The organism is Bradyrhizobium betae, from assembly GCF_050632175.1.
Lineage (GTDB): Bacteria > Pseudomonadota > Alphaproteobacteria > Rhizobiales > Xanthobacteraceae > Bradyrhizobium > Bradyrhizobium betae_B.
In genome coordinates this window covers 3896214-3917557 of sequence record NZ_CP192576.1, presented here as the reverse complement: position 1 = coordinate 3917557, position 21344 = coordinate 3896214, and the positions used below count along the sequence as shown (strand labels likewise).

General features: G+C 64.9%; 21 protein-coding genes and 1 riboswitch. Of the genes, 7 read left to right on the top strand and 14 right to left on the bottom strand.

The window, feature by feature from the left end; genetic code table 11:
• Positions 1–111: 111 nt before the first annotated feature.
• The gene (locus ACQ86E_RS18855) at positions 112–1140 is read left to right on the top strand and encodes a putative zinc-binding metallopeptidase (RefSeq protein ID WP_431201261.1); all 1029 of its coding nucleotides are present in this window, start codon (positions 112–114) and stop codon (positions 1138–1140) included.
• Positions 1137–2171 (top strand): D-alanine--D-alanine ligase family protein, encoded by a 1035-nt coding sequence (locus ACQ86E_RS18850; protein ID WP_431201260.1) that lies wholly within the window; start codon positions 1137–1139, stop codon positions 2169–2171. The genes ACQ86E_RS18855 and ACQ86E_RS18850 overlap by 4 nt, the downstream gene beginning before the upstream one ends.
• A gap of 119 nt (positions 2172–2290) precedes the next feature.
• Here the strand turns inward: ACQ86E_RS18850 and ACQ86E_RS18845 are convergent, their stop codons facing one another.
• From ACQ86E_RS18845 to ACQ86E_RS18805, 9 genes are all read right to left on the bottom strand, one after another.
• Entirely contained in the window at positions 2291–2749 is a 459-nt protein-coding gene (locus tag ACQ86E_RS18845; protein ID WP_431201259.1) for an SRPBCC family protein, read from the bottom strand.
• 10 nt (positions 2750–2759) lie between these two features.
• Entirely contained in the window at positions 2760–3599 is an 840-nt protein-coding gene (locus tag ACQ86E_RS18840; RefSeq protein WP_431201258.1) for an XdhC family protein, read from the bottom strand.
• A 10-nt stretch (positions 3600–3609) separates the two neighbouring features.
• Positions 3610–4818, bottom strand: coding sequence for a vWA domain-containing protein (locus ACQ86E_RS18835; protein ID WP_431201257.1), 1209 nt, complete (start codon positions 4816–4818; stop codon positions 3610–3612).
• The gene (locus tag ACQ86E_RS18830; protein WP_431201256.1) at positions 4815–5681 is read right to left on the bottom strand and encodes an AAA family ATPase; all 867 of its coding nucleotides are present in this window, start codon (positions 5679–5681) and stop codon (positions 4815–4817) included. The genes ACQ86E_RS18835 and ACQ86E_RS18830 overlap by 4 nt, the downstream gene beginning before the upstream one ends.
• Before the next feature lie 106 nt (positions 5682–5787).
• Positions 5788–8208 carry an aerobic carbon-monoxide dehydrogenase large subunit gene (locus ACQ86E_RS18825; RefSeq protein WP_431201255.1) on the bottom strand — a complete coding sequence of 807 codons (2421 nt, stop codon included), beginning with the start codon at positions 8206–8208 and terminating at the stop codon, positions 5788–5790.
• Complete coding sequence (locus tag ACQ86E_RS18820) at positions 8205–8705, bottom strand: (2Fe-2S)-binding protein (protein WP_015688535.1); 501 nt, start codon at positions 8703–8705, stop codon at positions 8205–8207. The genes ACQ86E_RS18825 and ACQ86E_RS18820 overlap by 4 nt, the downstream gene beginning before the upstream one ends.
• A 12-nt stretch (positions 8706–8717) precedes the next feature.
• Positions 8718–9581, bottom strand: a complete 864-nt coding sequence (locus tag ACQ86E_RS18815) for an FAD binding domain-containing protein (protein ID WP_431201254.1) — start codon at positions 9579–9581, stop codon at positions 8718–8720.
• A gap of 319 nt (positions 9582–9900) precedes the next feature.
• Positions 9901–11091, bottom strand: coding sequence for an MHYT domain-containing protein (locus ACQ86E_RS18810; RefSeq protein WP_431201253.1), 1191 nt, complete (start codon positions 11089–11091; stop codon positions 9901–9903).
• 100 nt (positions 11092–11191) lie between these two features.
• Entirely contained in the window at positions 11192–11755 is a 564-nt protein-coding gene (locus ACQ86E_RS18805; protein ID WP_431201252.1) for a 6,7-dimethyl-8-ribityllumazine synthase, read from the bottom strand.
• Positions 11756–11830: 75 nt separating this feature from the next.
• Positions 11831–11990: riboswitch (FMN riboswitch) on the bottom strand.
• A 422-nt stretch (positions 11991–12412) separates the two neighbouring features.
• On the opposite strand from ACQ86E_RS18805, the gene ACQ86E_RS18800 reads away from it, so the two are divergent.
• Positions 12413–12913, top strand: coding sequence for a YbjN domain-containing protein (locus tag ACQ86E_RS18800; protein ID WP_431201251.1), 501 nt, complete (start codon positions 12413–12415; stop codon positions 12911–12913).
• A gap of 225 nt (positions 12914–13138) precedes the next feature.
• Entirely contained in the window at positions 13139–13963 is an 825-nt protein-coding gene (gene proC / locus ACQ86E_RS18795; RefSeq protein ID WP_431201250.1) for a pyrroline-5-carboxylate reductase, read from the top strand.
• A gap of 120 nt (positions 13964–14083) precedes the next feature.
• Here proC and ACQ86E_RS18790 read toward each other — a convergent pair whose 3' ends face one another.
• The 5 genes from ACQ86E_RS18790 to ACQ86E_RS18770 form a co-directional block, all read right to left on the bottom strand.
• Positions 14084–14476 (bottom strand): thioesterase family protein, encoded by a 393-nt coding sequence (locus ACQ86E_RS18790; protein ID WP_431201249.1) that lies wholly within the window; start codon positions 14474–14476, stop codon positions 14084–14086.
• 195 nt (positions 14477–14671) lie between these two features.
• The gene (locus ACQ86E_RS18785; RefSeq protein ID WP_431206505.1) at positions 14672–14920 is read right to left on the bottom strand and encodes a tautomerase family protein; all 249 of its coding nucleotides are present in this window, start codon (positions 14918–14920) and stop codon (positions 14672–14674) included.
• Positions 14921–14975: 55 nt separating this feature from the next.
• Positions 14976–16421: a histidine--tRNA ligase gene (gene hisS / locus ACQ86E_RS18780; RefSeq protein WP_431201248.1), complete on the bottom strand. Its 1446-nt coding sequence runs from the start codon at positions 16419–16421 to the stop codon at positions 14976–14978.
• 144 nt (positions 16422–16565) lie between these two features.
• Positions 16566–17090 carry a YegJ family protein gene (locus tag ACQ86E_RS18775; protein WP_431201247.1) on the bottom strand — a complete coding sequence of 175 codons (525 nt, stop codon included), beginning with the start codon at positions 17088–17090 and terminating at the stop codon, positions 16566–16568.
• A 104-nt stretch (positions 17091–17194) separates the two neighbouring features.
• On the bottom strand, positions 17195–18277 hold the full coding sequence (locus tag ACQ86E_RS18770) for a branched-chain amino acid aminotransferase (RefSeq protein WP_431201246.1): 1083 nt from the start codon (positions 18275–18277) through the stop codon (positions 17195–17197).
• Between the two features lie 415 nt (positions 18278–18692).
• Here ACQ86E_RS18770 and ACQ86E_RS18765 point away from each other — a divergent pair, with 415 nt between their 5' ends.
• Genes ACQ86E_RS18765 through ACQ86E_RS18755 form a run of 3 tightly spaced genes read left to right on the top strand, consistent with a single transcriptional unit; the run spans position 18693 to position 21296 of the window.
• Positions 18693–19160 carry a MarR family winged helix-turn-helix transcriptional regulator gene (locus tag ACQ86E_RS18765; RefSeq protein WP_431201245.1) on the top strand — a complete coding sequence of 156 codons (468 nt, stop codon included), beginning with the start codon at positions 18693–18695 and terminating at the stop codon, positions 19158–19160.
• The gene (locus ACQ86E_RS18760) at positions 19157–19888 is read left to right on the top strand and encodes a response regulator (RefSeq protein ID WP_143843344.1); all 732 of its coding nucleotides are present in this window, start codon (positions 19157–19159) and stop codon (positions 19886–19888) included. Before ACQ86E_RS18765 ends, ACQ86E_RS18760 begins: the two co-directional genes overlap by 4 nt.
• 22 nt (positions 19889–19910) lie before the next feature.
• A complete protein-coding gene (locus tag ACQ86E_RS18755) occupies positions 19911–21296 on the top strand; it encodes an ATP-binding protein (protein WP_431201244.1) in 1386 nt (461 codons plus the stop codon).
• The last annotated feature ends 48 nt before the right edge of the window (positions 21297–21344 follow it).

The following is a 21344-nucleotide window of genomic DNA, read 5'->3' as shown; positions in this document are numbered from 1 at the left end:
GGCGAGGGTGCGCGAGCATCTCCTGTTCCCCACTTGGCCCAGTTCCCCCGGGTTGTTGCCTGCCGCCGCCCATGACATCATCGTGACACCGAGTCACCTCCTGGGTCCCTGATGCCGCACCGGAAATTCGCCTGGGAAAAGCTGTCGGACGAGCAACTGCTCAAGCAACGCCTCTCCAGCCTGAGGGTGACGGTCGAAGGCACCTGGCTCGAGGATTGTGTCAGCACGCTCCACGAGGAGCTGGAAGAGCGCGGCATCCGGCTGCGGCCCCACGCCTGGATGTCGAGCGAATGGTTCAGTCCGGGCGGGGTGCCCGGCATCGCCATTCCGTTCTATCTCGCTCATCCCCGCCTGATGAAACTCGAGAAGAAGATGATGTTCGACGTTGAGGGCGGGACCTGGCGCGAATGCATGGCCATCCTCCGTCACGAGGCAGGGCATGCCGTGCAGCACGGCTACCAGCTGCAACGCCGGCGGCGCTGGCAGCAGCTGTTCGGCCCGTCGTCGAAACACTATCCGCGCTACTACCGACCCAATCCGGCCAGCCGGCGTTACGTCCAGCATCTTCGGCTGTGGTATGCGCAGAGCCATCCTGATGAGGATTTCGCCGAAACCTTCGCGGTGTGGCTGCGGCCGCGCTCGAACTGGCGGACGCGATATGAGGGTTGGCCGGCGCTGAAGAAGCTCGAATATGTCGACGAGCTGATGAGCGAGATCGCGGGAAAGCGACCGCTGATCACGACGCGAGAGCGTGTCGATCCGCTGGGTCGGCTCAGCCAGACGCTCGAAGAGCACTACAAGAAGAAGCAGGCGTTCTACGCCTTCACGCCTCCGAAGACCTACGACCGCGATCTCTCCCGGCTGTTTTCAGCCGATCCGCGGCATCACCGGTCGAAGCCGGCTTCTGCCCTGATCAGGCGGCACCGCGCCCACATCAGGCAATTGGTGGCGCGATGGACGGGCGAGAACCAGCTCACGCTCGATGCCGTGCTCGACGAGATGATCTCTCGCTGCCGCGAGCTCGACCTGCGCGCAGTCGGCCCCGAACAGAAGCTCGTTCTCGATTTCACCGTCCTCGTGACCGCCAAGACGATGCACACGATGTTCGGCCCGTCCCGGCGCAAATGGATCGCGCTATGAGACGCCTTCGCATTCTGGTCCTGATGCATCCTGACTTCCTGCCGCCGGACTCCTCCGACGGATATACCCCGCAGGAAATCAACACCTGGAAAACGGAATACGACGTCGTGAGCACCTTGCGCGCGGCCAAGCACGAGGTGCGTGTCCTCGGCGCTCAGGAGGAAATCAGGCCAGTCCGTGAAGCGATCGAGCAGTTCAAGCCCCACGTGGTTTTCACGCTGCTGGAGGAATTCCACAACAACGTCGCTTACGACCAGCACATCGCCAGCTATCTCGAATTGATGAAAGTCCCCTACACGGGATGCAACCCGCGCGGCCTGATCCTGGCGCGTGGCAAGGATCTGTCCAAGACGCTGGTGCACCACCGCCGCATTGCGGTGCCGGCCTTCGCCGTGTTCCCGATGCGACGCAAGGTCAAGCGGCCAAAGCATCTTGCGCTGCCGCTGATCGTCAAGGCCCTCAACATGGATGGATCTGCCGGCATTTCTCAGGCCTCCATCGTCGATACCGACGAAAAGCTCGCCGAGCGCGTCGCCTTCATCCACGATCGGAGCGAAACCGCAGCCATCGCCGAGCAGTTCATCGAGGGACGCGAGCTGTACGTCGGCGTGCTCGGCAACAACCGCCTGCGCGTGCTGCCGGTCTGGGAGTTGAAATTCGGCAGCATGGGCGGGCGTAGGTCACGGCATATCGCCACGGAGAAGGCCAAGCACGACACCGACTATCAGGAGAAGCTCGGCATCGTCGACGGGCCGGCAAAAGATCTCCCGCCCGAAGTGACCGCCCGCATCCAGCGGGCAGCGAAACGCATCTACCGGGCGCTTGGCCTCGACGGCTACGCGCGGATCGATTTTCGTCTCGCCGCCGACGGCACGCCGTATTTCATCGAAGCCAATCCCAACCCCGAGATCGCCAAAAGCCAGGAGTTCGCCACGGCGGCTCTCCACGCCGGGCTCAAATATCCGGCTCTCCTGCAGCGCATCCTGACGCTGGGGATCAGCCGCGCCAAGGCGGGGGTGTCGCTGGGGTGAGTAAGGGATAGGCTTGCGCATCTCTCGTAGGGTGGGCAAAGGCGCAACGCGCCGTGCCCACGGTCTTTCCGTTGAGATGAAGGTGGTGGGCACGCTTCGCTTTGCCCACCCTACGGCACCTAGCTCACCTCAGCCTTCGCGCTCACCACCTCGGCGAATGATTTGAAGAACTCGCCCGCCAGCTTCGTCGCGGTCGAATTGATCAGCCGTGCGCCGAGCTGGGCGAGCTTGCCGCCGATCTGCGCATCCACCTCGTAATGCAGCACCGTCACGTCAGCGCTTTCGGACTCCAGCCGCACGAGAGCGCCGCCCTTGGCAAAGCCGGCGACACCGCCGGAGCCTTCGCCCGAGATGCGATAGGAGTTCGGCGGATCGAGATCGGATAGCGTGACCTTGCCGCTGAACGTCGCCTTCACCGGGCCGACCTTGAAGACCACAGTCGCCGTCATCTCGTTCGGCGCGGTCACCTCGAGCGCCTGGCAGCCGGGGATGCACTGCTTCAGCACGGCGGGATCGTTCAGCGCCGCCCAGACCTGCTCGCGTGAGGCGGGGATGCGCTGGCTGTCGTTCATCTGCATGATGGGTGTCTCACTCTCTGCTTGCTGGCTGAACGGCAGCGCGCTGGCCGCGCCGCCGTTCCCTGGTGATCTCCGCGAGGATCGACATTGCGATCTCCTCCGGCGTGATGGCGCCGAGATCGAGCCCGGCGGGCGCCTTGAAATCGTCGATCGCAGCGGCGCTGGTGCCTTCCGCGACCAGCTTTGCACGTAGCGACGCCATCTTGCGGCGGCTGCCGACGAAGGCGTGATAGTCGGCTTTGGTCGCGACCGCAGCGCGCAAGGCGGCTTCGTCGCCCTTGCCTTGTGTCGAGACCACGACGAAGCGCCTGGCGTCGTTGAGCTCGCCGAGCCGGTAGCCATCGATGAGGGTGTCGGCATCCGGCTGCGCCGCCAGATCGGCGGCGGGCGCAGCGAGCGTGACGTGATAGCCGAGGGTGCGCGCCTGCACCGCCAGCGACAAGGCCACCGGACTCGCGCCGAGAATGACCAGCGAAGGATGCGGCAGCACCGGCTCGACGAAAATGTCCATGGTGCCCTTGCTCGGGCACATGTTGCTGGCAAAGCGGATGCCGTCGCGGCTCTCGCCGGCGCTGACGCCGAGCTCGGCCAGAAGATTCTCCGGCTGCACCGAGACCATACGCGACTCGCCGTCGGCGAGCGCCTCGCGCGCCGCCTTCAGCACCGCTCCTTTGGCGCAGCCGCCGCCGATCCATCCCGCGACAATGGTGCCGTCGGCGGCGATGATCGCCTTGGCGCCGGCCTTTGCCGCGGTCACCGACACGGTGCGCACGACGGTCGCAAGAACGAAGGCGCGCTCGGCGGCCTTCAATTGCGCCACGAGATCCAGCACTTCGACATGAGCGGTCATCAGTGCCTCCTCAGAGCTTCATCAGATAGGGTTCGAGCGCGCGCAGGCTTTGCAGTGAATTCGCGGGCGCGTAGAGATCGACATGCGGCAGCGCCGCTCTTATGCCCCTCGCCTCGGGTGTGTAGCCTTCCCAGGCCATCATCGGATTGAGCCAGACGATGCGACGGCAGCGCCGCGAGAGAGCGGCCATCTCCCGGCCGAGCAAGGCGGCATCGCCGGTCTCGTAGCCATCGGACACGATCATCACGCAGCTGCGCGAATGGATCACTCGGGGAGCGTGCCAGCGGTTGAAGGTCTGCAGGCTCTCGCCGATCTTCGTGCCGCCGCCCGCGCCCTGCGCCATGATCGAGAGCCGGTCGAGCGCGCGAGCGGCATCCTTCTCTTTCATCGCATCGGAGACGTAGGCGAGCCGGGTGTGGAACAGGAACGCCTCGGCCTCGCGAAACTGGTCGAGCACGCCGTGGATGAAGCGCAGGAACACGGACGTGTACATGCTCATCGAGCCGGACGCATCGAGCAGCACGATCAGCCGCAGCGGCTTGTCCTTGCGTAGGCGCTTGACCAGGCTGACCGGCACGCCGCCATGGCTGATGTTGCGATGAATCGTCCGCCGGAGATCGAGCCGGTAGCCGCGCCGGCGCGCCAGATCCCGCCGGGTAAGCCGTGTGCGCATCACCCGTGCGAGCTGCGCTGCGGCCTCATGGGCCTCTGCGACCTGATCGGGATCGCTGAGCTTTCTGAAATCGACCTCGGCGATGTTCTCTGCCGGCGAAGTACCTTCCATTCGACCCTCGCCGGAACGGCCTTCCGGCGCGTCGTCGGAAGACGGAAGCTGGTCGGTGATCGACTGGCTGCCACCCTGCTCCGCTGCCGCATCCTGCAAGCTCTTCAGCGAGGGACTGCTGGCGCCGGGCGCAGAGCCGATGGTGCGGGAGCGTGAGCGCACACGCTTGCCCAGCCAGAATGCGTCGAACAGACCGTCGAACTTGTCCCAGTCGGATTTGCGCGCCGAGAAGAGGTGCTTGAACGCTGCGCGCAAGAGGCCGGGCCGCCCCGCATAGCCTGATGACATCAGCGTCGCCGCGTCTTGCCCTTCGGCCAGTCCCACGCGAAAGCCGGCATCGCGCAAGGTACGCAGGAAGGCGGCAAGCCTTGCGGAGACGAGGCGGGAGACCTGGTCGAGGTCATCGTACCCGGGGCTGGATCCGCAGCAACTCATGCGACCTTCCCCAACAGGCGCTGCGTCACCTCTGGCGTGACACGCGCGCGATCTTCATGCGTCTTCAAAAGACAGATCAGTGTCTCATGCACGGTCTCGGGCGCGTCGTTGAGATCGCGAATGTCGAGGCCGACAAGCGCGGCCGCCCAATCCAGCGTCTCTGCGACGCCCGGGACCTTTCGCAACTCCTCCTTGCGGATGCCCTCGACCATGCGGGCGATCTGGAGCGAAAGCGCCGGGCTCGCCCCGGAGACCCGCGCCAGGATGATGCGGGTCTCGCGGTCGACGTCGGGATAGTCGACATAGTGATAGAGGCAGCGCCGGCGCAACGCGTCGGACAGCTCGCGCGTGCCGTTCGAGGTCAGCACCACATGCGGGATGGTGATTGCGGGGATGGTGCCAAGTTCGGGGATCGAGACCTGGAAATCGGACAACAGCTCCAGCAGGAACGCCTCGAACTCGTCGTCGGCGCGGTCGATCTCGTCGATCAGCAACACCGGCGCTTTCGACCGGCGGATCGCGGCGAGCAGGGGACGCTCCAGCAGGTATTTTTCCGAGAACACCTGGTCCTCGATGCTGCCAGCACCGCGATGCGCCTGGATCGCCAGCAATTGGCGCTGGTAGTTCCATTCGTACAACGCGGAGGACTGGTCCAGCCCCTCATAGCATTGCAGCCGGATCAGCTCGGTCGCATGCACTTTGGCGAGCGCCTTTGCCACTTCGGTCTTGCCGACGCCCGCCTCGCCTTCGAGCAGCAGCGGACGCCGCAACAATTGCATCAGCGAGATCGCGGTCGCGAGGTCCGCATCGGCGATGTAGCCGGATGCGGACAGTGCTTGCGCGATCTCGTCACGGCCTTTCATCTCCATACTCCTCCGTCATTGCGAGCGAAGCGAAGCAATCCAGCAATGCCGCTGCAAAGAAAGTCTGGATTGCTTCGTCGCTTCGCTTCTCGCAATGACGACAACATTACGCCACCGCGCCCAGATCCTTCGCGGCCTTCCAGTTGCGCCAGAAGTCGTGCGGCATCTGGATGTGTGTCGCGCCCAGGAAAGAGAACGCGTCGTTGACGGCGTTGGAGAAGGCCGGCACGCCGCCGACATTCGGGCTTTCGCCGACACCCTTGGCACCGATCGGGTGATGCGGTGACGGGGTAACGGTGAAATCGGTCTCCCAATGCGGCGTCTCGACGGCGGTCGGCATGAAGAAGTCCATGAACGAGCCGGTGACGACATTGCCGACCTCGTCGTAGCGGATCTCCTGGCCCATCGCGATGGCGAAGGCTTCGGTGAGGCCGCCGTGGACCTGGCCCTCGATGATCATCGGGTTGATACGGGTGCCGCAATCGTCGAGCGCGTAGAAGCGCCGGACCTTGTACACACCGGTGTCGACGTCGATGTCCATCACGCAGAGATAGGAGCCGAACGGATAGGTCATGTTGGGCGGATCGTAGTAGCTCACCGCCTCCAGCCCCGGCTCCATGCCGGGGGGCACCGAGTTGTAGGCTGCCCAGCAGATATCCTTCATCGACATGGATTTCTCCGGCAGGCCCCGCACGCGGAAGCCGTCGATGTCGAACTCGAGGTCATCCTCGTGGACCTCGAGCTTGTAGGCCGCGATCATCTGCGCCTTGGCCTTGATCTTTCGCGCGGCCATGGCGATCGCGGCGCCCGCCACCGGCGTGGAGCGCGAGCCGTAGGTGCCGAGCCCGTAAGGTGCGGTGTCGGTGTTGCCTTCCTCGACCATGATGTTGTCGGCGGGAATGCCGATTTCGGTCGCGATGATCTGGGCCCAGGTGGTCTCGTGGCCCTGGCCCTGGCTCTTGGAGCCGACCCGCGCGATGCCGGCCCCCGTCGGGTGCATGCGGATTTCGCAGGAGTCGAACATGGCGATGCCGAGGATGTCGCAGTTCTTCGACGGCCCGGCGCCGACGATCTCGGTGAAGAAGGAGACGCCGAGGCCCATGATCTCGCGGGTCTCGCCGCGCGTGAAGGCGGCGCGCTTGTCCGCCTGCTCCTTGCGAAGCGCTGCGTAGCCGGTCGTCTCCATCATCTTGCGCATGGCGGTGTGGTAGTCGCCGGAATCGTATTCCCACCCCAAAGCCGAGTGATACGGGAATTGCTCCGGCTTGATGAAGTTCTTCAGCCGCAGTTCGGCCGGATCCATCTTGAGCTTCTGCGCCAGAATATCCATGGCGCGCTCGATGCAATAGGCCGCTTCCGTGACGCGGAACGAGCAGCGGTAGGCGACGCCGCCCGGCGCCTTGTTGGTGTAGACGCCGTCAACAGCCAGATGCGCGGTCGGGAAGTCGTAGGAGCCGGTGACGATGTTGAAGAACCCGGCCGGCCATTTCGACGGGTCGGCGCAGGCGTCGAACGCGCCGTGATCGGCCAGCACATGGACGCGCAACCCCGTAACCTTGCCCTCCTTCGTCGCGGCGATCTCGGTCGTCATGTGATAGTCGCGCGCGAACGAGGTCGCGGTGAGGTTCTCGATGCGATCCTCGACCCATTTCACCGGCTTGCCGGTGACGATGGAGGCGACCGCCGCACAGATATAGCCGGGATAGGCGCCGACCTTGTTGCCGAAGCCGCCGCCGATATCGGGCGCGATCACGTGGATCTTGTGCTCCGGAATCTTCGCGATCAGCGCCACCACCGTGCGGATCACATGCGGGGCCTGGAAGGTGCCGTAGATCGTCAGCTCGCCCTTGATCTTGTCGAACGAACAGACGCACTGGCAGGTCTCGAGCGGCGACGGATGGGTGCGGTGATAGGAGATCATCTCCTTGATCGTGACCTCCGCCTTCCTGAAGGCGGCATCTGTGAGGTCCTTGTCGCCGACGGTCCACTCAAAGATATGGTTGTCGTGCTTGCGCGGACCATGCGCGCCGGACATCTTGCCGACGAGGTCCTCGCGCAATACCGGGGCGCCGGCATCCATCGCCTTGAACGGATCGACCAGCGGCGGCAGCGGCTCGTATTCGACGATGACCGCGTTGATGCCGTCGTCCGCCGCATAGCGGTCGGTGGCGACGACGAAGGCAACCTCCTGGTTCTGGAACAGCACCTTGCCGTCGGCCAGCACCATCTGCACGTCGCCGGCGAGTGTCGGCATCCAGGCAAGATTGACGGTTTTCAGCGTCTCCGCGGTGATCACCGCGAGCACGCCGGGGACCTTCAGCGCCGCGCTGTCGTCGATTGACTTGACGCGCGCATGCGGATGCGGCGAGCGGACGAAGTCGCCGTGCAGCATGCCCGGCAGCTTGACGTCGTCGACGTAGTTACCCCTGCCTTGCGTGAAGCGGATATCCTCGACGCGCTTGCGCTTGCAGCCCATGCCTTCGAGCGCGGCGGTGCGTTGTTCCCGCGTGGGAGTGAGGTCATTCATTCTGCGGCCTCCTGGAATTCCACGCCGTTGATCTTGGCGCTCGCGTACTGGATTGCCTTGACGATGTTCTGGTAGCCGGTGCAGCGGCAGATGTTGCCGGAGATGCCCATGCGGATTTCCGGCTCGCTCGGCGAGGGATTCTCCTTCAGCAGCCGATGCGCGCGGACGATCATGCCGGGCGTACAGAAGCCGCATTGCAGGCCGTGCATCATGCGGAAGCCTTCCTGCAGCGCCGACAGCGTACCGTCGGCATTGGCGATGCCTTCGACCGTGATGATGTCGCTGCCATCGGCCTGCACGGCGAACATGGTGCAGGATTTCACCGACATGCCGTCGATATCGACGGTGCAGGCACCACAATGGGTGGTCTCACAGCCGATATGGGTGCCGGTCAACTGCAGATTCTCGCGGATGAAATGCACCAGCAGCGTGCGCGGTTCGACGAGGCCTTCGACCTCGGCGCCGTTCACCTTCATGGTTACGTGTGTTTTTGCCATCGATCCTCTCCCTCATTTCGCCCTGGCGGCGGCGCGCTGCAGCGCACGCGTCACCATGATGCCGCCGACATGTTTTCTGTATTCGACAGGACCGCGGGCATCGGCGGCCGGCGCCATGATCGCTTCCGCGGCTGCGGCCGCTGTCTTGAGCGTGGCAGCATCGAGACTTGTGCCGATCACGGCCTTGGCCGCGTCGGTGGCGAGCAGCGGTGTCTCGTGGACGTTGGTGAGCCCGATCGTGCAGCTCGCGACCTTGCCGCCGGCCATGGTCAGCACGACAGCGGCGGCCGCGGTCGCGTAATCGCCGACCTTGCGCTTGAGCTTTTCGTAGGCGTAGCCGTGGCCGGCGGCGAGCGCCGGGAACGAGACGGAGGTCAGGATTTCGCCGGGCTCGAGCGCCGTGAAATAGGCACCCTGGTAGAAATCCGCAGCCGGCAGGTCACGGGCGCCGCCGGGACCTTCGAGCCGGTAGCTCGCGCCCAGCGTCATCATCAGCGCCGGCATGTCGTTGCCGGGATCGCCATTGGCGACATTGCCGCCGATCGTGCCGCGGTAGCGAACCTGCGGGTCGGCGATGAGAAGCGCCGTCTCGTGCAGGATCGGCGCCGATCTGGCGATCTCGTCGGAGGCCAGCAGATCGTGCTGGGTGGTCATCGCGCCGATCACGACAGTATTGCCGTTGCGGCTGATGCCCTTCAACCCGGCGATGCCGTGCAGGTCGATCAGATGGGCGGGACTGGCGAGCCGCAGCTTCATCATCGGCACCAGACTGTGCCCGCCGGCCAGTGGCCGCGCATCCTCGCCGAGGTCCGCCAGGAGTTTGACGGCGTCGGCGACACTCGCCGGCCGGTGATAGCTGAATGAGCCTGGGATCATCGTCTCCTCCTCGTCGTCCTTTGCGCGTGACGGCGCGGACGTTGACGGGGAAGGTCACTCCCGGCGGGGCGGCCCGCAATCATTCGGGCACAAGAGCGGGCTTTTTGCACGAATTGCAGATGGAGACGCACGAATTGCGTCAGGGATGGGGACGTATAAGCCGCGATCTCGCTGCAACCTCTCCCGCGTGCGGGAGAGGTCGGCGCCAAGCGCCGGGTGGGGGCTCTCTCTTCTTGGGGAGTCTCTCTGCGGAGACACCCTCTCCCCAACCCTCTCCCGCAAGCGGGCGAGGGAGCGCACCTTCAGCTCGGCTGAGATTCTACGCCTGCCGCCTGTTCGCCAGCCCCAGCCGCGCCTTCACTTCGGCGATCTTGGCCCGGCTCACGGGAACCCGGTGCGGCGACGGGCCGTCGAGTTCGAGCACGGCGCCATCGCCCTCCTTCCGGACCAGCGCGACATGGGGGATGGCGACGATATGGCTGCGGTGCACGCGGAGGAATAGCGAGGGATCGAGCTGCGCCTCGGCCTCCGAGATCGACCACGGGCACATCCGCTCGCGGGTGCCGTCATGGACGCGGGTGTAATGCGCGTCGGCGCGAACGCTGCGGACATTGGCGGTGTCTATGAAGTGCGTGCCATCGGCGCTCTCGACCGGAAGCCGCGGCGCGGGCGCGCGGGGCGGTTGACCAAGGCCACCGAGCGGCCCCAGCGGTCGCGCAGGTGCGGCAGCCGGCTCCGCAGCGGCAGGTTCAGCCGACGGGGGAGCCGGGTCGGCGGCAATTGACGCCGGAGCCTGCCGCCGTGAATCGGGGACCAGAGACAACAAAAAGCCGGCCGCGATTACGAAGCACAGCACGGCGACCACGATCGAGAGGATTTGCTGCGACGCAGCAAGGCCGCCGAGATGGTGGTGCGCCGCGCCCGTCAGCGGCTCGAAATGCATGCCCAGCATCGCCGTGTAGTGCATTCCCGAGACGGCCACGCCGAAAACGACCGAGCTGACGATCAGGCGAACGCCCTCCTGCTGCGCCAGGAAGGCACGCAGGCCGCCATAGGCGGTGACGATCGCAACCAGCACCGACAGCATCACCATGGCTCGGTCGTGCACGATGGCAAAGGGGCCGGCGAGCCCGTGGATCCCGACATAATGCATGCTGGCGATGCCGACGCCGAGCAGCACGGCCGAGGACGCCACCCTTCTCAAGGACGGCTCGCCGATCGAGACAAAGAACAGTGAAATGCCGACCACCAAGGCGCAGATCAGGAATGAGATGATCGTGGGCAGGACGAGGTAAGCCGTGTCGGGCGGCAGCGGTGCGGCCAGCATGCCGACGAAGTGCATGGTCCAGATGCCGACGGCCAGAAACGCGGCCGCACCCGCGAGCAAAACGCGGTTACTGACGCCGGGCGTATTGCGGATGCGAGCCGCAAGCGCAAAGCCGGTATAGCCACCCAGGCTCGCGATCGCCACAGAGAGCGCGACGAGATAGGGATCGTGTCCTTCGAACATGATCTTGCCGGCCGCCCCGTCTCCACGGCACGGCCTCCTCCGCCGCCGACCTTATAGGGACGGCGGCGGGATTGACAATCAGGGGCGTGTGAGCGGACGGCTACACAATTCCCGCCGCCACCTGGCCACGCAGGCGCTCGAGGCCAAGCAACGTCTCCGCACAGGCTGCCGCAACTTCGACGCCCTTGATCGCAAAGTGCCTGCGGAAGAAATCGTAGTGCACCTCGGTCTCGTGGAATTGCTGCGGCGTCAGCACGGCCGAGAACACCGGCACCTCGGTGCGCAGCTGCACGTCCATCAGCGCCTTGATCACGGTGTCGGCGACGAACTCGTGGCGATAGATGCCGCCGTCGACGACAAGGCCGGCGGCGACGATCGCGGTGTAGCGCCGCGTCTTGGCGAGGACCTGCGCATGCAGCGGGATTTCGAACGAGCCGGGCACCTCGAACACGTCGACATGGGTGAGATGCCGCGCCTCGGCCTCCCTGACGAAGGCGATGCGGGCCTCCTCGACGACATCGCGGTGCCAACAGGCCTGCACGAAGGCCACTCGCTGCGGTTTTGCAAAGCGCGGATGCTCGGGCGCCGGATCCTGTGGAACCGGAGGCGGCGCTTGGGTGGGTTGGGACGTTTCGGCTTGGGGATCTTGCAACATCTGATTCATGGCTTTCCTTCTTAAGGACCAGAATCAGGGCACACGGAACGACAAACAGCCGCACCTCGCGATGCGTCTGCCACCGACCGTTCTCTTTCATCCGGACTTTAACCGTCGGCTTCGGAGTCGCACCGAATCTGCTGACCCTTCCCCTTGGCAAGAAACCTGGGAGAAGGCGCTCGCGGGCTTAGGCCTTTCGGCCCTTACCGCCGGTGGGGACTTTCACCCCGCCCTGAGAACATCGGCCGTCCGGAATGAACGGCCTGGATGGAAATATGACGCCGGTTCGGGGCCGCAGCAAGCGTGTTCCGCATGGAAAAACGCATGGTCCCATGCCTGCCTGGGGGTGCTCCTGAAGGTCCGGGCCTCCCGCGGCGGAATTAACGATTGGCGCCTTTGGCGAATCCGATTCCTGTTTGTTCTCTTCGTTAAGAATTGTGGCCGAGGAGATGAGCTGTGGACGAACGAGTCCTGACTTGTGGACGGACTCGGCAGCCAGTTGCGCAGATTCCGCAAATCACATCAGTTGATCCGCGACAAGCCGCGCTGATCCCGGGACCGCAACAGCGGCTCCGAGGGATCGCCCCAACGATAACTGGGGGGAGCGCGCGCCGGACCAACCGCGTGCGTATCAAAGACAACAAAAAGGCAAGAGGTCGAGACGGCATGTCCCTGCTCGAAGGCACACTCGATTCCAGAAGTCACCCGCTCGCGGTGGTCGAAGATATTGCTGCCAGCAACAACTGGCCGTTTGAACGCTCCGGCGAAGACGAACTCACGATCGTCTCCAAGGGACAATGGACCGACTACCAGATCTCCTTCACCTGGATGGGCGAGATCGAGGCGCTGCATCTGGCCTGCGCCTTCGACATGAAGATTCCGGTCGCGCGCCGGAGCGAGGTGCAGCGACTCGTCGCCGCGGTCAACGAGCAATTGTGGGTCGGCCATTTCGACCTCTGGACCAACACCGGCATGATCATGCATCGCCAGGCCCTGGTGCTGCCGGGCGGCCTCACCGCCTCGACCGCGCAATGCGAAGCCATGCTCGCCGGCGCCATCCACGCCTGCGAGCGCTACTTCCCCGCGTTCCAGTTCGTGGTGTGGGCCGGCAAGACCACCGCCCAGGCCATGGACGCCGCGATGTTCGACACGGTGGGAGAGGCGTAAGCCTCTGGAGGTCAGAGAGTCACAACGCCCTCCCCGTCGTCCTCCCGGACAAGCGAAGCGCAGCTTAGCGCTGATCTGGGACCCATACCGCGTGATGTCCCTTGTGGCACACGGCTTGTTGCCAACACCTCCATCCATTAAGACCACTCGTGGTTACGCGACGAGCAAGCGCTCGCGCGGGGTCCCCGCGTTCGCGGGGACGACACCAAATATGTGGCGGCAGCGATGGCAAACAGCACTCTCCAAAACATCACCGGCACCATCCTGCTCGCCGGCGCCGGCAAGATGGGCGGCGCGCTGCTGACCGGATGGCTGGCAGGCGGGCTCGACCCGCGCCGCGTCGCGGTGGTCGATCCGTTCATCTCGCCCGAGATCACCGCGCTTGCCGGCAAGGGCGTCGCGCTCAATCCCGACGTGAAGGCGGCAGGTGCCGTCGAAACGATGGTCGTCGCAGTGAAGCCGCAGATGTTCCGCGAGGCCGGCGCCAGGCTGAGATCGTTCGTTTCGGAGAAGACCTCGGTCGTCTCGATCATGGCGGGAACCACGATCGCCTCGCTTGCCGAGGTCTGCGGCGGTGCCGTCGTGCGCGCCATGCCGAACACGCCGGCCGCAATCGGCCGCGGCATCACCGTTGCGGTTGCGGCAAATGACGTCAGCACACAGCAGCGCGCGGTGGCCGATGCGCTGCTGCGCGCCACCGGTTCGGTCGAGTGGGTCGAGGATGAAGGCCTGATGGATGCGGTAACGGCCGTCTCCGGCTCGGGCCCGGCCTATGTGTTCCTGCTCGCCGAAGAGCTCGCGCGTGCCGGCGTCGAGGCGGGATTGCCCGAGGCGCTGGCGACGAAGCTCGCACGCGAAACGGTCGCCGGCTCCGGCGAGCTGCTGCACCAGTCGGAGCTTTCCTCCAGCACGCTGCGCCAGAACGTCACCTCGCCCGGAGGCACCACCGCCGCAGCCCTCGGGGTGCTGATGGGCGAGCCCGGCCTGCGCGACCTGATGATCCGCGCGATCGCCGCCGCGACGCAGCGGTCGAAGGAATTGGCGAAGTAAACGGGCGGTGTAGGTGCCGTAGGGTGGGCAAAGCGAAGCGTGCCCACCACTTTCATTCGCGATCGAGGACGGATGGTGGGCACGGCACTTCGCGCCTTTGCCCACCCTACAAAATTCGCGTCAAGCCCCCAACCGCTTGTTGAACATCTCGACATTGACGAGCCCGCGGGCATGCCGGCCCTCGCCGAGCTTGCGCGGGCCTTCGAAGGCCTCGACCTCGAAACGGATGACGCGGCGCTCGACGGCGACGACCTTCGCGGTGGTTCGTACCGTTGCCCCGACCAGGGCTGCCGCAAGATGGCGGATGTCGACTTCGGTGCCGACCGTGACCCAGCCCGGCTGAAGCACGGCACGGATCGCGTCGCCCGAGGTCATTTCCATTTCCAGGATCATCATCGGCGTCGCGTAGACCATCGGCATGCCCGGCACGAAATGCCCGACGGTGCGCTCCGCCGGCACCACCAGCGTCCGCTCGGCGCTCATGCCTGTCGTGATGAAGTCGCGTGCGTCCATGGGTGCCTCAAACTCCGCTGTCGTCCCGGACAAGCGAGCATAGCGAGCGCTGATCCGGGACCCACAACCACAGGATTGAGTTTGGCGAAGACTCGGATTACCAGCTTGCCCCCGTAACCACTCCCTGTGGTTATGGGTCCCGGATCTGCGCTTCGCTTGTCCGGGACGACAGCTGTGAGTGACGCTAGAGCAGCGTTACTTCTTCGCCGCTGCCGCGCGCTCGACGAACGTCTTGCCGCCCTTCATCTTGTGCCGGAGCGGGGCTTCGTTGATCTGGATGACGACGGCATCGGCATCGACGCCGAGATTCTTCACCAGCGCCTGGGTGATGTCGCGCATCATGCCGGCCTTCTGTTCGTCGGTGCGGCCCTCGGCCATGCTGACGGTGATCTCAGGCATTGTCTTCTCCCTTGCGGCCGAACACCGGCCATTGACGGTCGCTATCAAACAAGACGTGGATGCCCGGGACAAGCCCGGGCATGACAAAGCCAGTGAATGGCTATCCCCACTTTACGTCATGGCGCGCCAGCACCTCGCGCACTTTGGCGACGAGATCGGCTTCGCTGCATGAAAACTGCGCCGGGCGGCTCTCGCGCCATTCCTGGTTGGAGGCGATGGCCGCGGCGGCCTTGGCGCCTTCGATCAGATCCTTGATCTGCACCTCGCCGCGCGCCTTTTCATCGGAGCCCTGGATGATGACGCAGGGCGCATGGCGGCGATCGGCGTATTTGAGCTGGTTGCCCATGTTCTTGGGATTGCCGAGATAGAGCTCGGCGCGGATGCCGGCGGTGCGCAGGCTTGCCACCATCTTCTGATAGTCGGCGACGCGATCGCGGTCGAACACGGTGACGACGACGGGGCCGACTTCAGGCCGCGTGTCGAGCTTGCCGAGCAGCGTCAGCGCCGCCTGGAGCCGCGACACGCCAATGGAGAAACCGGTCGCCGGCACCGGCTCGCCGCGGAAGCGCGAGACGAGGCCGTCGTAACGACCGCCGCCGCCGACCGAGCCGAAGCGCACGGGGCGGCCTTTGTCGTCCTTGGTCTCGAGCAGCAGCTCGACCTCGAACACAGGTCCAGTATAGTACTCTAGACCCCGAACAATGGTCTGATCGATCCTAATGCGATCCCGACCGTATCCAGAATCTTCGCAAAGATTTTTTACCGCAAGAAGTTCCTGACCACCTTCCTTGAACCGCTCGTTAACCGCGAGTTCATCCCAATGCTTGGGCATCGTGAATAGAATATCACGCGACAGATTTTCGGTTGGCTCGACAGGTGCGACGAATTCCAGAAGACGATTGGCGTAGATTTCATCTAAGCCCGCGCCTTTCGTAAAGTCACCCTTACCTTCCTCTCCTCCATCCCAACGCCCGGCACCTAAGAGCTTGCGCACTTCGGCGGCTGGAAACTTATCGAGCTTGTCGATCGCGCGAAGTACGGTAAGTCGCCTTGCGGCATTCTCGTCACCACCAAGACCGATGCTCTCCATAACCCCATCGAGCACTTTGCGATTGTTCACCTTCACGACATAGGAGCCACGCTGCACGCCCAGCGCTTCCATCGTGTCCGCCGCCATCATGCAGATCTCGGCGTCCGCCGCCGGCGTCGCCGAGCCGACCGTGTCGGCGTCGAACTGCATGAACTGGCGGAAGCGGCCCGGGCCGGGCTTTTCGTTGCGGAAGACGTAGCCGACGCGATAGCTGCGGTAGGGCAGGACCAGACCGTCGGTGCCGTAACGCTCGCCGACATAGCGCGCGAGCGGCGCCGTCAGGTCGTAGCGCAGGCTGATCCACTGCTCGTCGTCGTCCTGGAACGAGAACACGCCCTCGTTCGGACGGTCCTGGTCGGGCAGGAACTTGCCGAGCGCGTCGGTATATTCCATCGCCGGCGTCTCCACCGGCTCGAAGCCGTAGAGCTCGTAGACGGCGCGGATCTTCTCGACCATCTCGCGGGTCGCCCGGATCGCGGCGGGGTCGCGATCCTCAAGCCCGCGCGGCAGGCGCGCCTTCAGTTTCTGGGGTTTTTGGGTTTTTCGGCCATGCGCGGCGTTTACCAGCCGACGCGGGACGCGGCAACCGCCGGCTTGCACTTACGGCTGCTCCATCCGCGCCCGGAGCGCATCGGCGTCGGCCTTCGGCAGCGATTTCAGCGTCGGCTTGATGGTTTCGCCGCCGACGATCTTGCCGTTGCGCATGAACATCCAGTCCGAGATGTCGGCGTCGCTGAACTTGACTTCGTCGCCGGCCCGTTTGCCTGGCAGATCGCGCGGCTCGTTGGCGAAGAGACCGGAATAGGCCCCGCCCGGCAGCTTCTTCACCTCGGCGATCCAGATGTGCTCGCCACCCCTGCGGGTCGAGAAGCGCACTTTCAGGGCGTGCCCGGTTTCAGACGGCTTTGGTGCGTCGTAGGAGGCCCAGAAGGTCGGGAGCGTGCTGCGGGCGCGCGCGATCGCGGTGTTCATCTCCGGATCGGTGGTGCGCACGTCGACGATCGGCGAGCGGTCCTCCGCGACGACCTCCGGCACGGGGCCGATGGTCAGGAGGCCGAAGACGGAGACGCCGGTGATTGCGGCGAGAATGACCCATTTCAGGAGTTGGGAGAGTTTGGGTGCCATGATCGCGATGTCCGGGTGCGTCAGTATCTCCGGGCTTTGTCGCGGGATCGTGGCAGGGCGTTCATGGCGTCCCTCTCCCCGCAGGCGGGGAGAGGGAGAAGCAATCAAAACACCTTGCGGATCCAGTTGTGCGGATCGTTGGTGCGGCCGTACTGGATGTCGACGAGTTGCTTGCGCAGGCCCATGGCGACGGGGCCGGCGGCGCCGCCGCTGATCTCGAAGTCGCCGCTCACCGAGCGCACCTTGCCGATCGGCGAGATCACGGCGGCGGTGCCGCAGGCGAAGGCTTCCTTCAGCTTGCCGGAGGCCGCGTCCTTGCGCCACTGGTCGAGCGAGTAGGGCTCCTCGCGCACGGTCTTGCCGGCATCGCGGGCGAGCGTGATGATGGAGTCTCGGGTGATGCCGGGCAGGATGGTGCCGAGCGGCGGCGTCGACAGCGAGCCGTCCTCGAACACGAAGAACACGTTCATCCCGCCGAGCTCCTCGACGTAGCGGCGCTCGATCGCGTCGAGGAAGACGACCTGGTCGCAGCCGTGCTGGATCGCTTCGGCCTGCGCGCGCAGGCTGGCCGCGTAATTGCCGCCGCATTTGACGGCGCCGGTGCCGCCGACGGCAGCGCGCGTGTAGTTCTCCGACACCCAGATCGAGACGGGCGCGGGTCCGCCCTTGAAATAGGAGCCGACCGGCGAGGCGATCACCGCGAAGATGTATTCGGACGACGGCTTGACGCCGAGGAAGGTCTCGCTCGCGATCATGAAGGGTCGCAAGTAGAGGCTGCCCTCGCCGCCCGGCATCCAGGCGCGGTCGATGCGCACGACCTGCTCGACCGCCTCGATGAAGACGTCCTCGGGGATCTCGGCCATCGCCATGCGATCGGCGGAGTCCTTGAAGCGGTGCGCGTTGGCGTCGGGGCGGAACAGGTTCACGCCGCCGTCGTCGCGCTTGTAGGCCTTGAGGCCCTCGAAGATTTCCTGGGCGTAATGCAGGACGGCGCCGGCCGGATCGAGCTGGAAGTTGGCGCGCGCCTCGATCTTGGCCTCGTACCAGCCGCCCTTGGCCTGGTTGTAGCGGACGATCGCCATGTGATCGGTGAAGACCCGCCCGAAGCCCGGGTCCACCAGCTTGGCGACGCGGTCCTTTTCTGGCGTAGGATTGGATGCGGGCTGGATGTCGAATTTCATGCTCATGTCCTTAGGCCTCCCGCTGCCGGTGGCGGCGCTGTTCTGGCGCCTGCCTACCCCATTTCGGGGCCGGCTGGCTTGATGTGGTTTCTGGCCGGACCACCACCAGCCTTGTTAAGGCCGGTTTCCGTGGCCAGCATGTCGCCGAGGACATGCTTTTGCGGAAGGCGGAAGTCCAGTATGTTTTGCCGAAATGCCGCTCGACAATCGCACGGTAGATCTGCTTCGGCCGTCGCCGCCTGTCCGGCTCACTCCGGCCGCCCTGCTTCGATGCCGCCCGACGCGGAACGATCTAAAATTTCGTGCGGGTCGATCGTTTTGTAACATTGAACCCAAGATACGTCAATATGCCTGACATAAATTTCGCGACTCCCCTCAAGACGCTGCCGAGCCTCGGCCGGCCGCAGGCGATGGAGGCAATTTGCGCTGGGATATCATCGAGCTGCTGTTCTTCGCCTATCGCGATTTCGTCGGCGATCCCGACCAGGAGCTGGAGGCGTTCGGCTTCGGCCGGGCCCATCACCGGGTCATGCATTTCGTCTATCGCTATCCCGGTCTCAAGGTCGCCGACCTGCTCGACGTCCTGCGCATCACGAAACAGTCGCTCGGCCGGGTGCTCAAGCAGCTGCTGGACGAGGGCTATATCGTGCAGAAGACCGGCGACAATGATCGCCGCCAGCGCCTGCTCTACGCGACGCCGAAGGGCGAGGCGCTGGTGCAGAAGCTCGCCGGCCTGCAGACCACGCGGATCACCAGGGCGCTGGCCGAGATGGCGCCGCAGGACGCCGAGACCGTCAAGCGCTTCCTGCGCGCGATGATCGACCGCGACGATCCGGACAAGGTGCTGGAGACGATCTTCGGCAACGTCAATCAAGACGGAAAGGAGTGACCGTGCCACTCGCTGCCACGCTCGCCCGCCCGCCGGTGCAACCGGCCGATGACGCGCCTCATCTGCTTTTGGTGGATGACGACCGCCGCATCCGCGATCTGCTGTCGCGCTTCCTCGCCAGCGAAGGCTATCGCGTCACCACCGCGGCGAGCGCCGGCGATGCGCGCTCGAAGCTGCTGGGCCTGCATTTCGATCTGCTGATCCTCGACGTGATGATGCCTGGCGAGACCGGCTTCGATCTCGCCCGCTTCATCCGGACCTCTTCCTCAGTCCCGATCGTGATGCTGACGGCAAGGCACGAAGCCGAAGCCCGCATCGAGGGCTTGCAGATCGGCGCCGACGATTACGTGGCAAAACCGTTCGAGCCGCGCGAGCTGGCGCTGCGCATCAACAACATCCTCAAGCGCGCCGCGCCGCCGCCGCAAACCGCAGCGGTCGAGAAGATCGCGTTCGGTCCCTACGTCTACCATCTCGACCGCGGCGAATTGCGCCAGGGCGAGGAGGTCATCCACCTCACCGACCGCGAGCGCGAAATGCTGCGCATTCTCTCGGAGACGCCGGGCGAGACCATCCCGCGCAGCGCGCTGACCGGCAATGGCAGCGTCAACGAGCGCGCCGTCGACGTGCAGATCAACCGCCTGCGCCGCAAGATCGAGACCGACCCCGCCAATCCGCTTTTCCTCCAGGCGGTGCGCGGCATTGGCTATCGCCTGGTGGCCTCGCCATAGATAGATCAGTGAAGCGCAACCGATGAGCACGATCGATACCGGCCTGACGCTGCTCAAGAGCGCTGCCGGCCGCGTTTCAGCCGCCAATGGCTGGATGGGCAATGCGTTCAAGGGCTGGATGCCGACCGGCCTCTATGCCCGCGCGCTGCTGATCATGATCGTGCCGATGGTGATCCTGCAGACCGTGGTCGCCTTCGTGTTCATGGAGCGGCACTGGAACACGGTGACGCGACGGCTTTCAGCCGCGGTAGTGCAGGACATCGCTGCGCTAATCGACGTCTACAAGAGCTATCCGCAGGACAAGGACCGCGCCCAGCTCAAGAGCATCGGGCAGCGGCTACAGTTGGTGGTCGATTTTCTGCCCCCCGGCGACATGCCACCGCCGGGACCCAAGCCGTTCTTCTCGCTGCTCGACCAGACGCTGTCGGTGCAGCTCGGCCGCCAGATCGGGCGCTCGTTCTGGATCGACACCGTCGGCCGCTCCAACCTCGTCGAGATCCGCATCCAGCTCGACGATGCCGTGATGCGCGTGTTCGCGCAACGCAGCGCCGCTTATGCCTCGAACTCGGAGATCTTCCTGTTCTGGATGGTGGGCACGTCATCGATCCTGCTGATTGTCGCGGTGCTGTTCCTGCGCAACCAGATCAAGCCGATCCTGCGGCTTGCGGATGCCGCCGAAAGTTTCGGTAAGGGCCGCGAAGCGCCGAACTTCAGGCCGCGCGGCGCGCGCGAGGTGCGGCGCGCGTCGATTGCCTTCCTCGAGATGAAATCGCGCATCGAGCGCACGATGGAGCAGCGCACCGCGATGCTCGCCGGCGTCAGCCACGATCTGCGTACTATCCTGACCCGCTTCAAGCTGGAGTTGGAGCTGATCGGCGACAGCCCCGAGCTCGAGGGCATGCGCAAGGACGTCGACGAGATGTCCATGATGCTGGAGGATTATCTTGCGTTCGCCCGCGGCGATTCCGGCGAGCAGTCGCAGCCGACCGACATGGCGCAGGCGCTGGAAGAGCTGCGCAGCGACGCCGAGCGCCACGGCCACACCGCCACCGTGGCTTTCAACGGCCTGCCCGTCGTCACCGTGAAGCCGGCCTCGTTTAAACGCTGCCTCGCCAATCTCGTCACCAACGCGGCGCGCTACGGCAGGAGCATCGCCATCACCGGTCATCGCGATCACCGTTATTTGACCGTCACGGTCGACGATGACGGCCCCGGCATTCCCGCGCATTTGCGCGAAGAAGTGTTCAAGCCGTTCTTGCGGCTGGACAATGCGCGCAACCAGGACGAAGGCGGCACTGGCCTCGGCCTTGCCATCGCCCGCGACATCGCCCGCTCACATGGCGGCGACATCACCCTCGGCGACAGCCCGATGGGGGGATTGAGGGCGAGCGTTCGGATTCCGGTGTAGGTGTTCTTTACCTCGCCCCGCTTGCGGGGAGAGGTCGATTCGATCGCA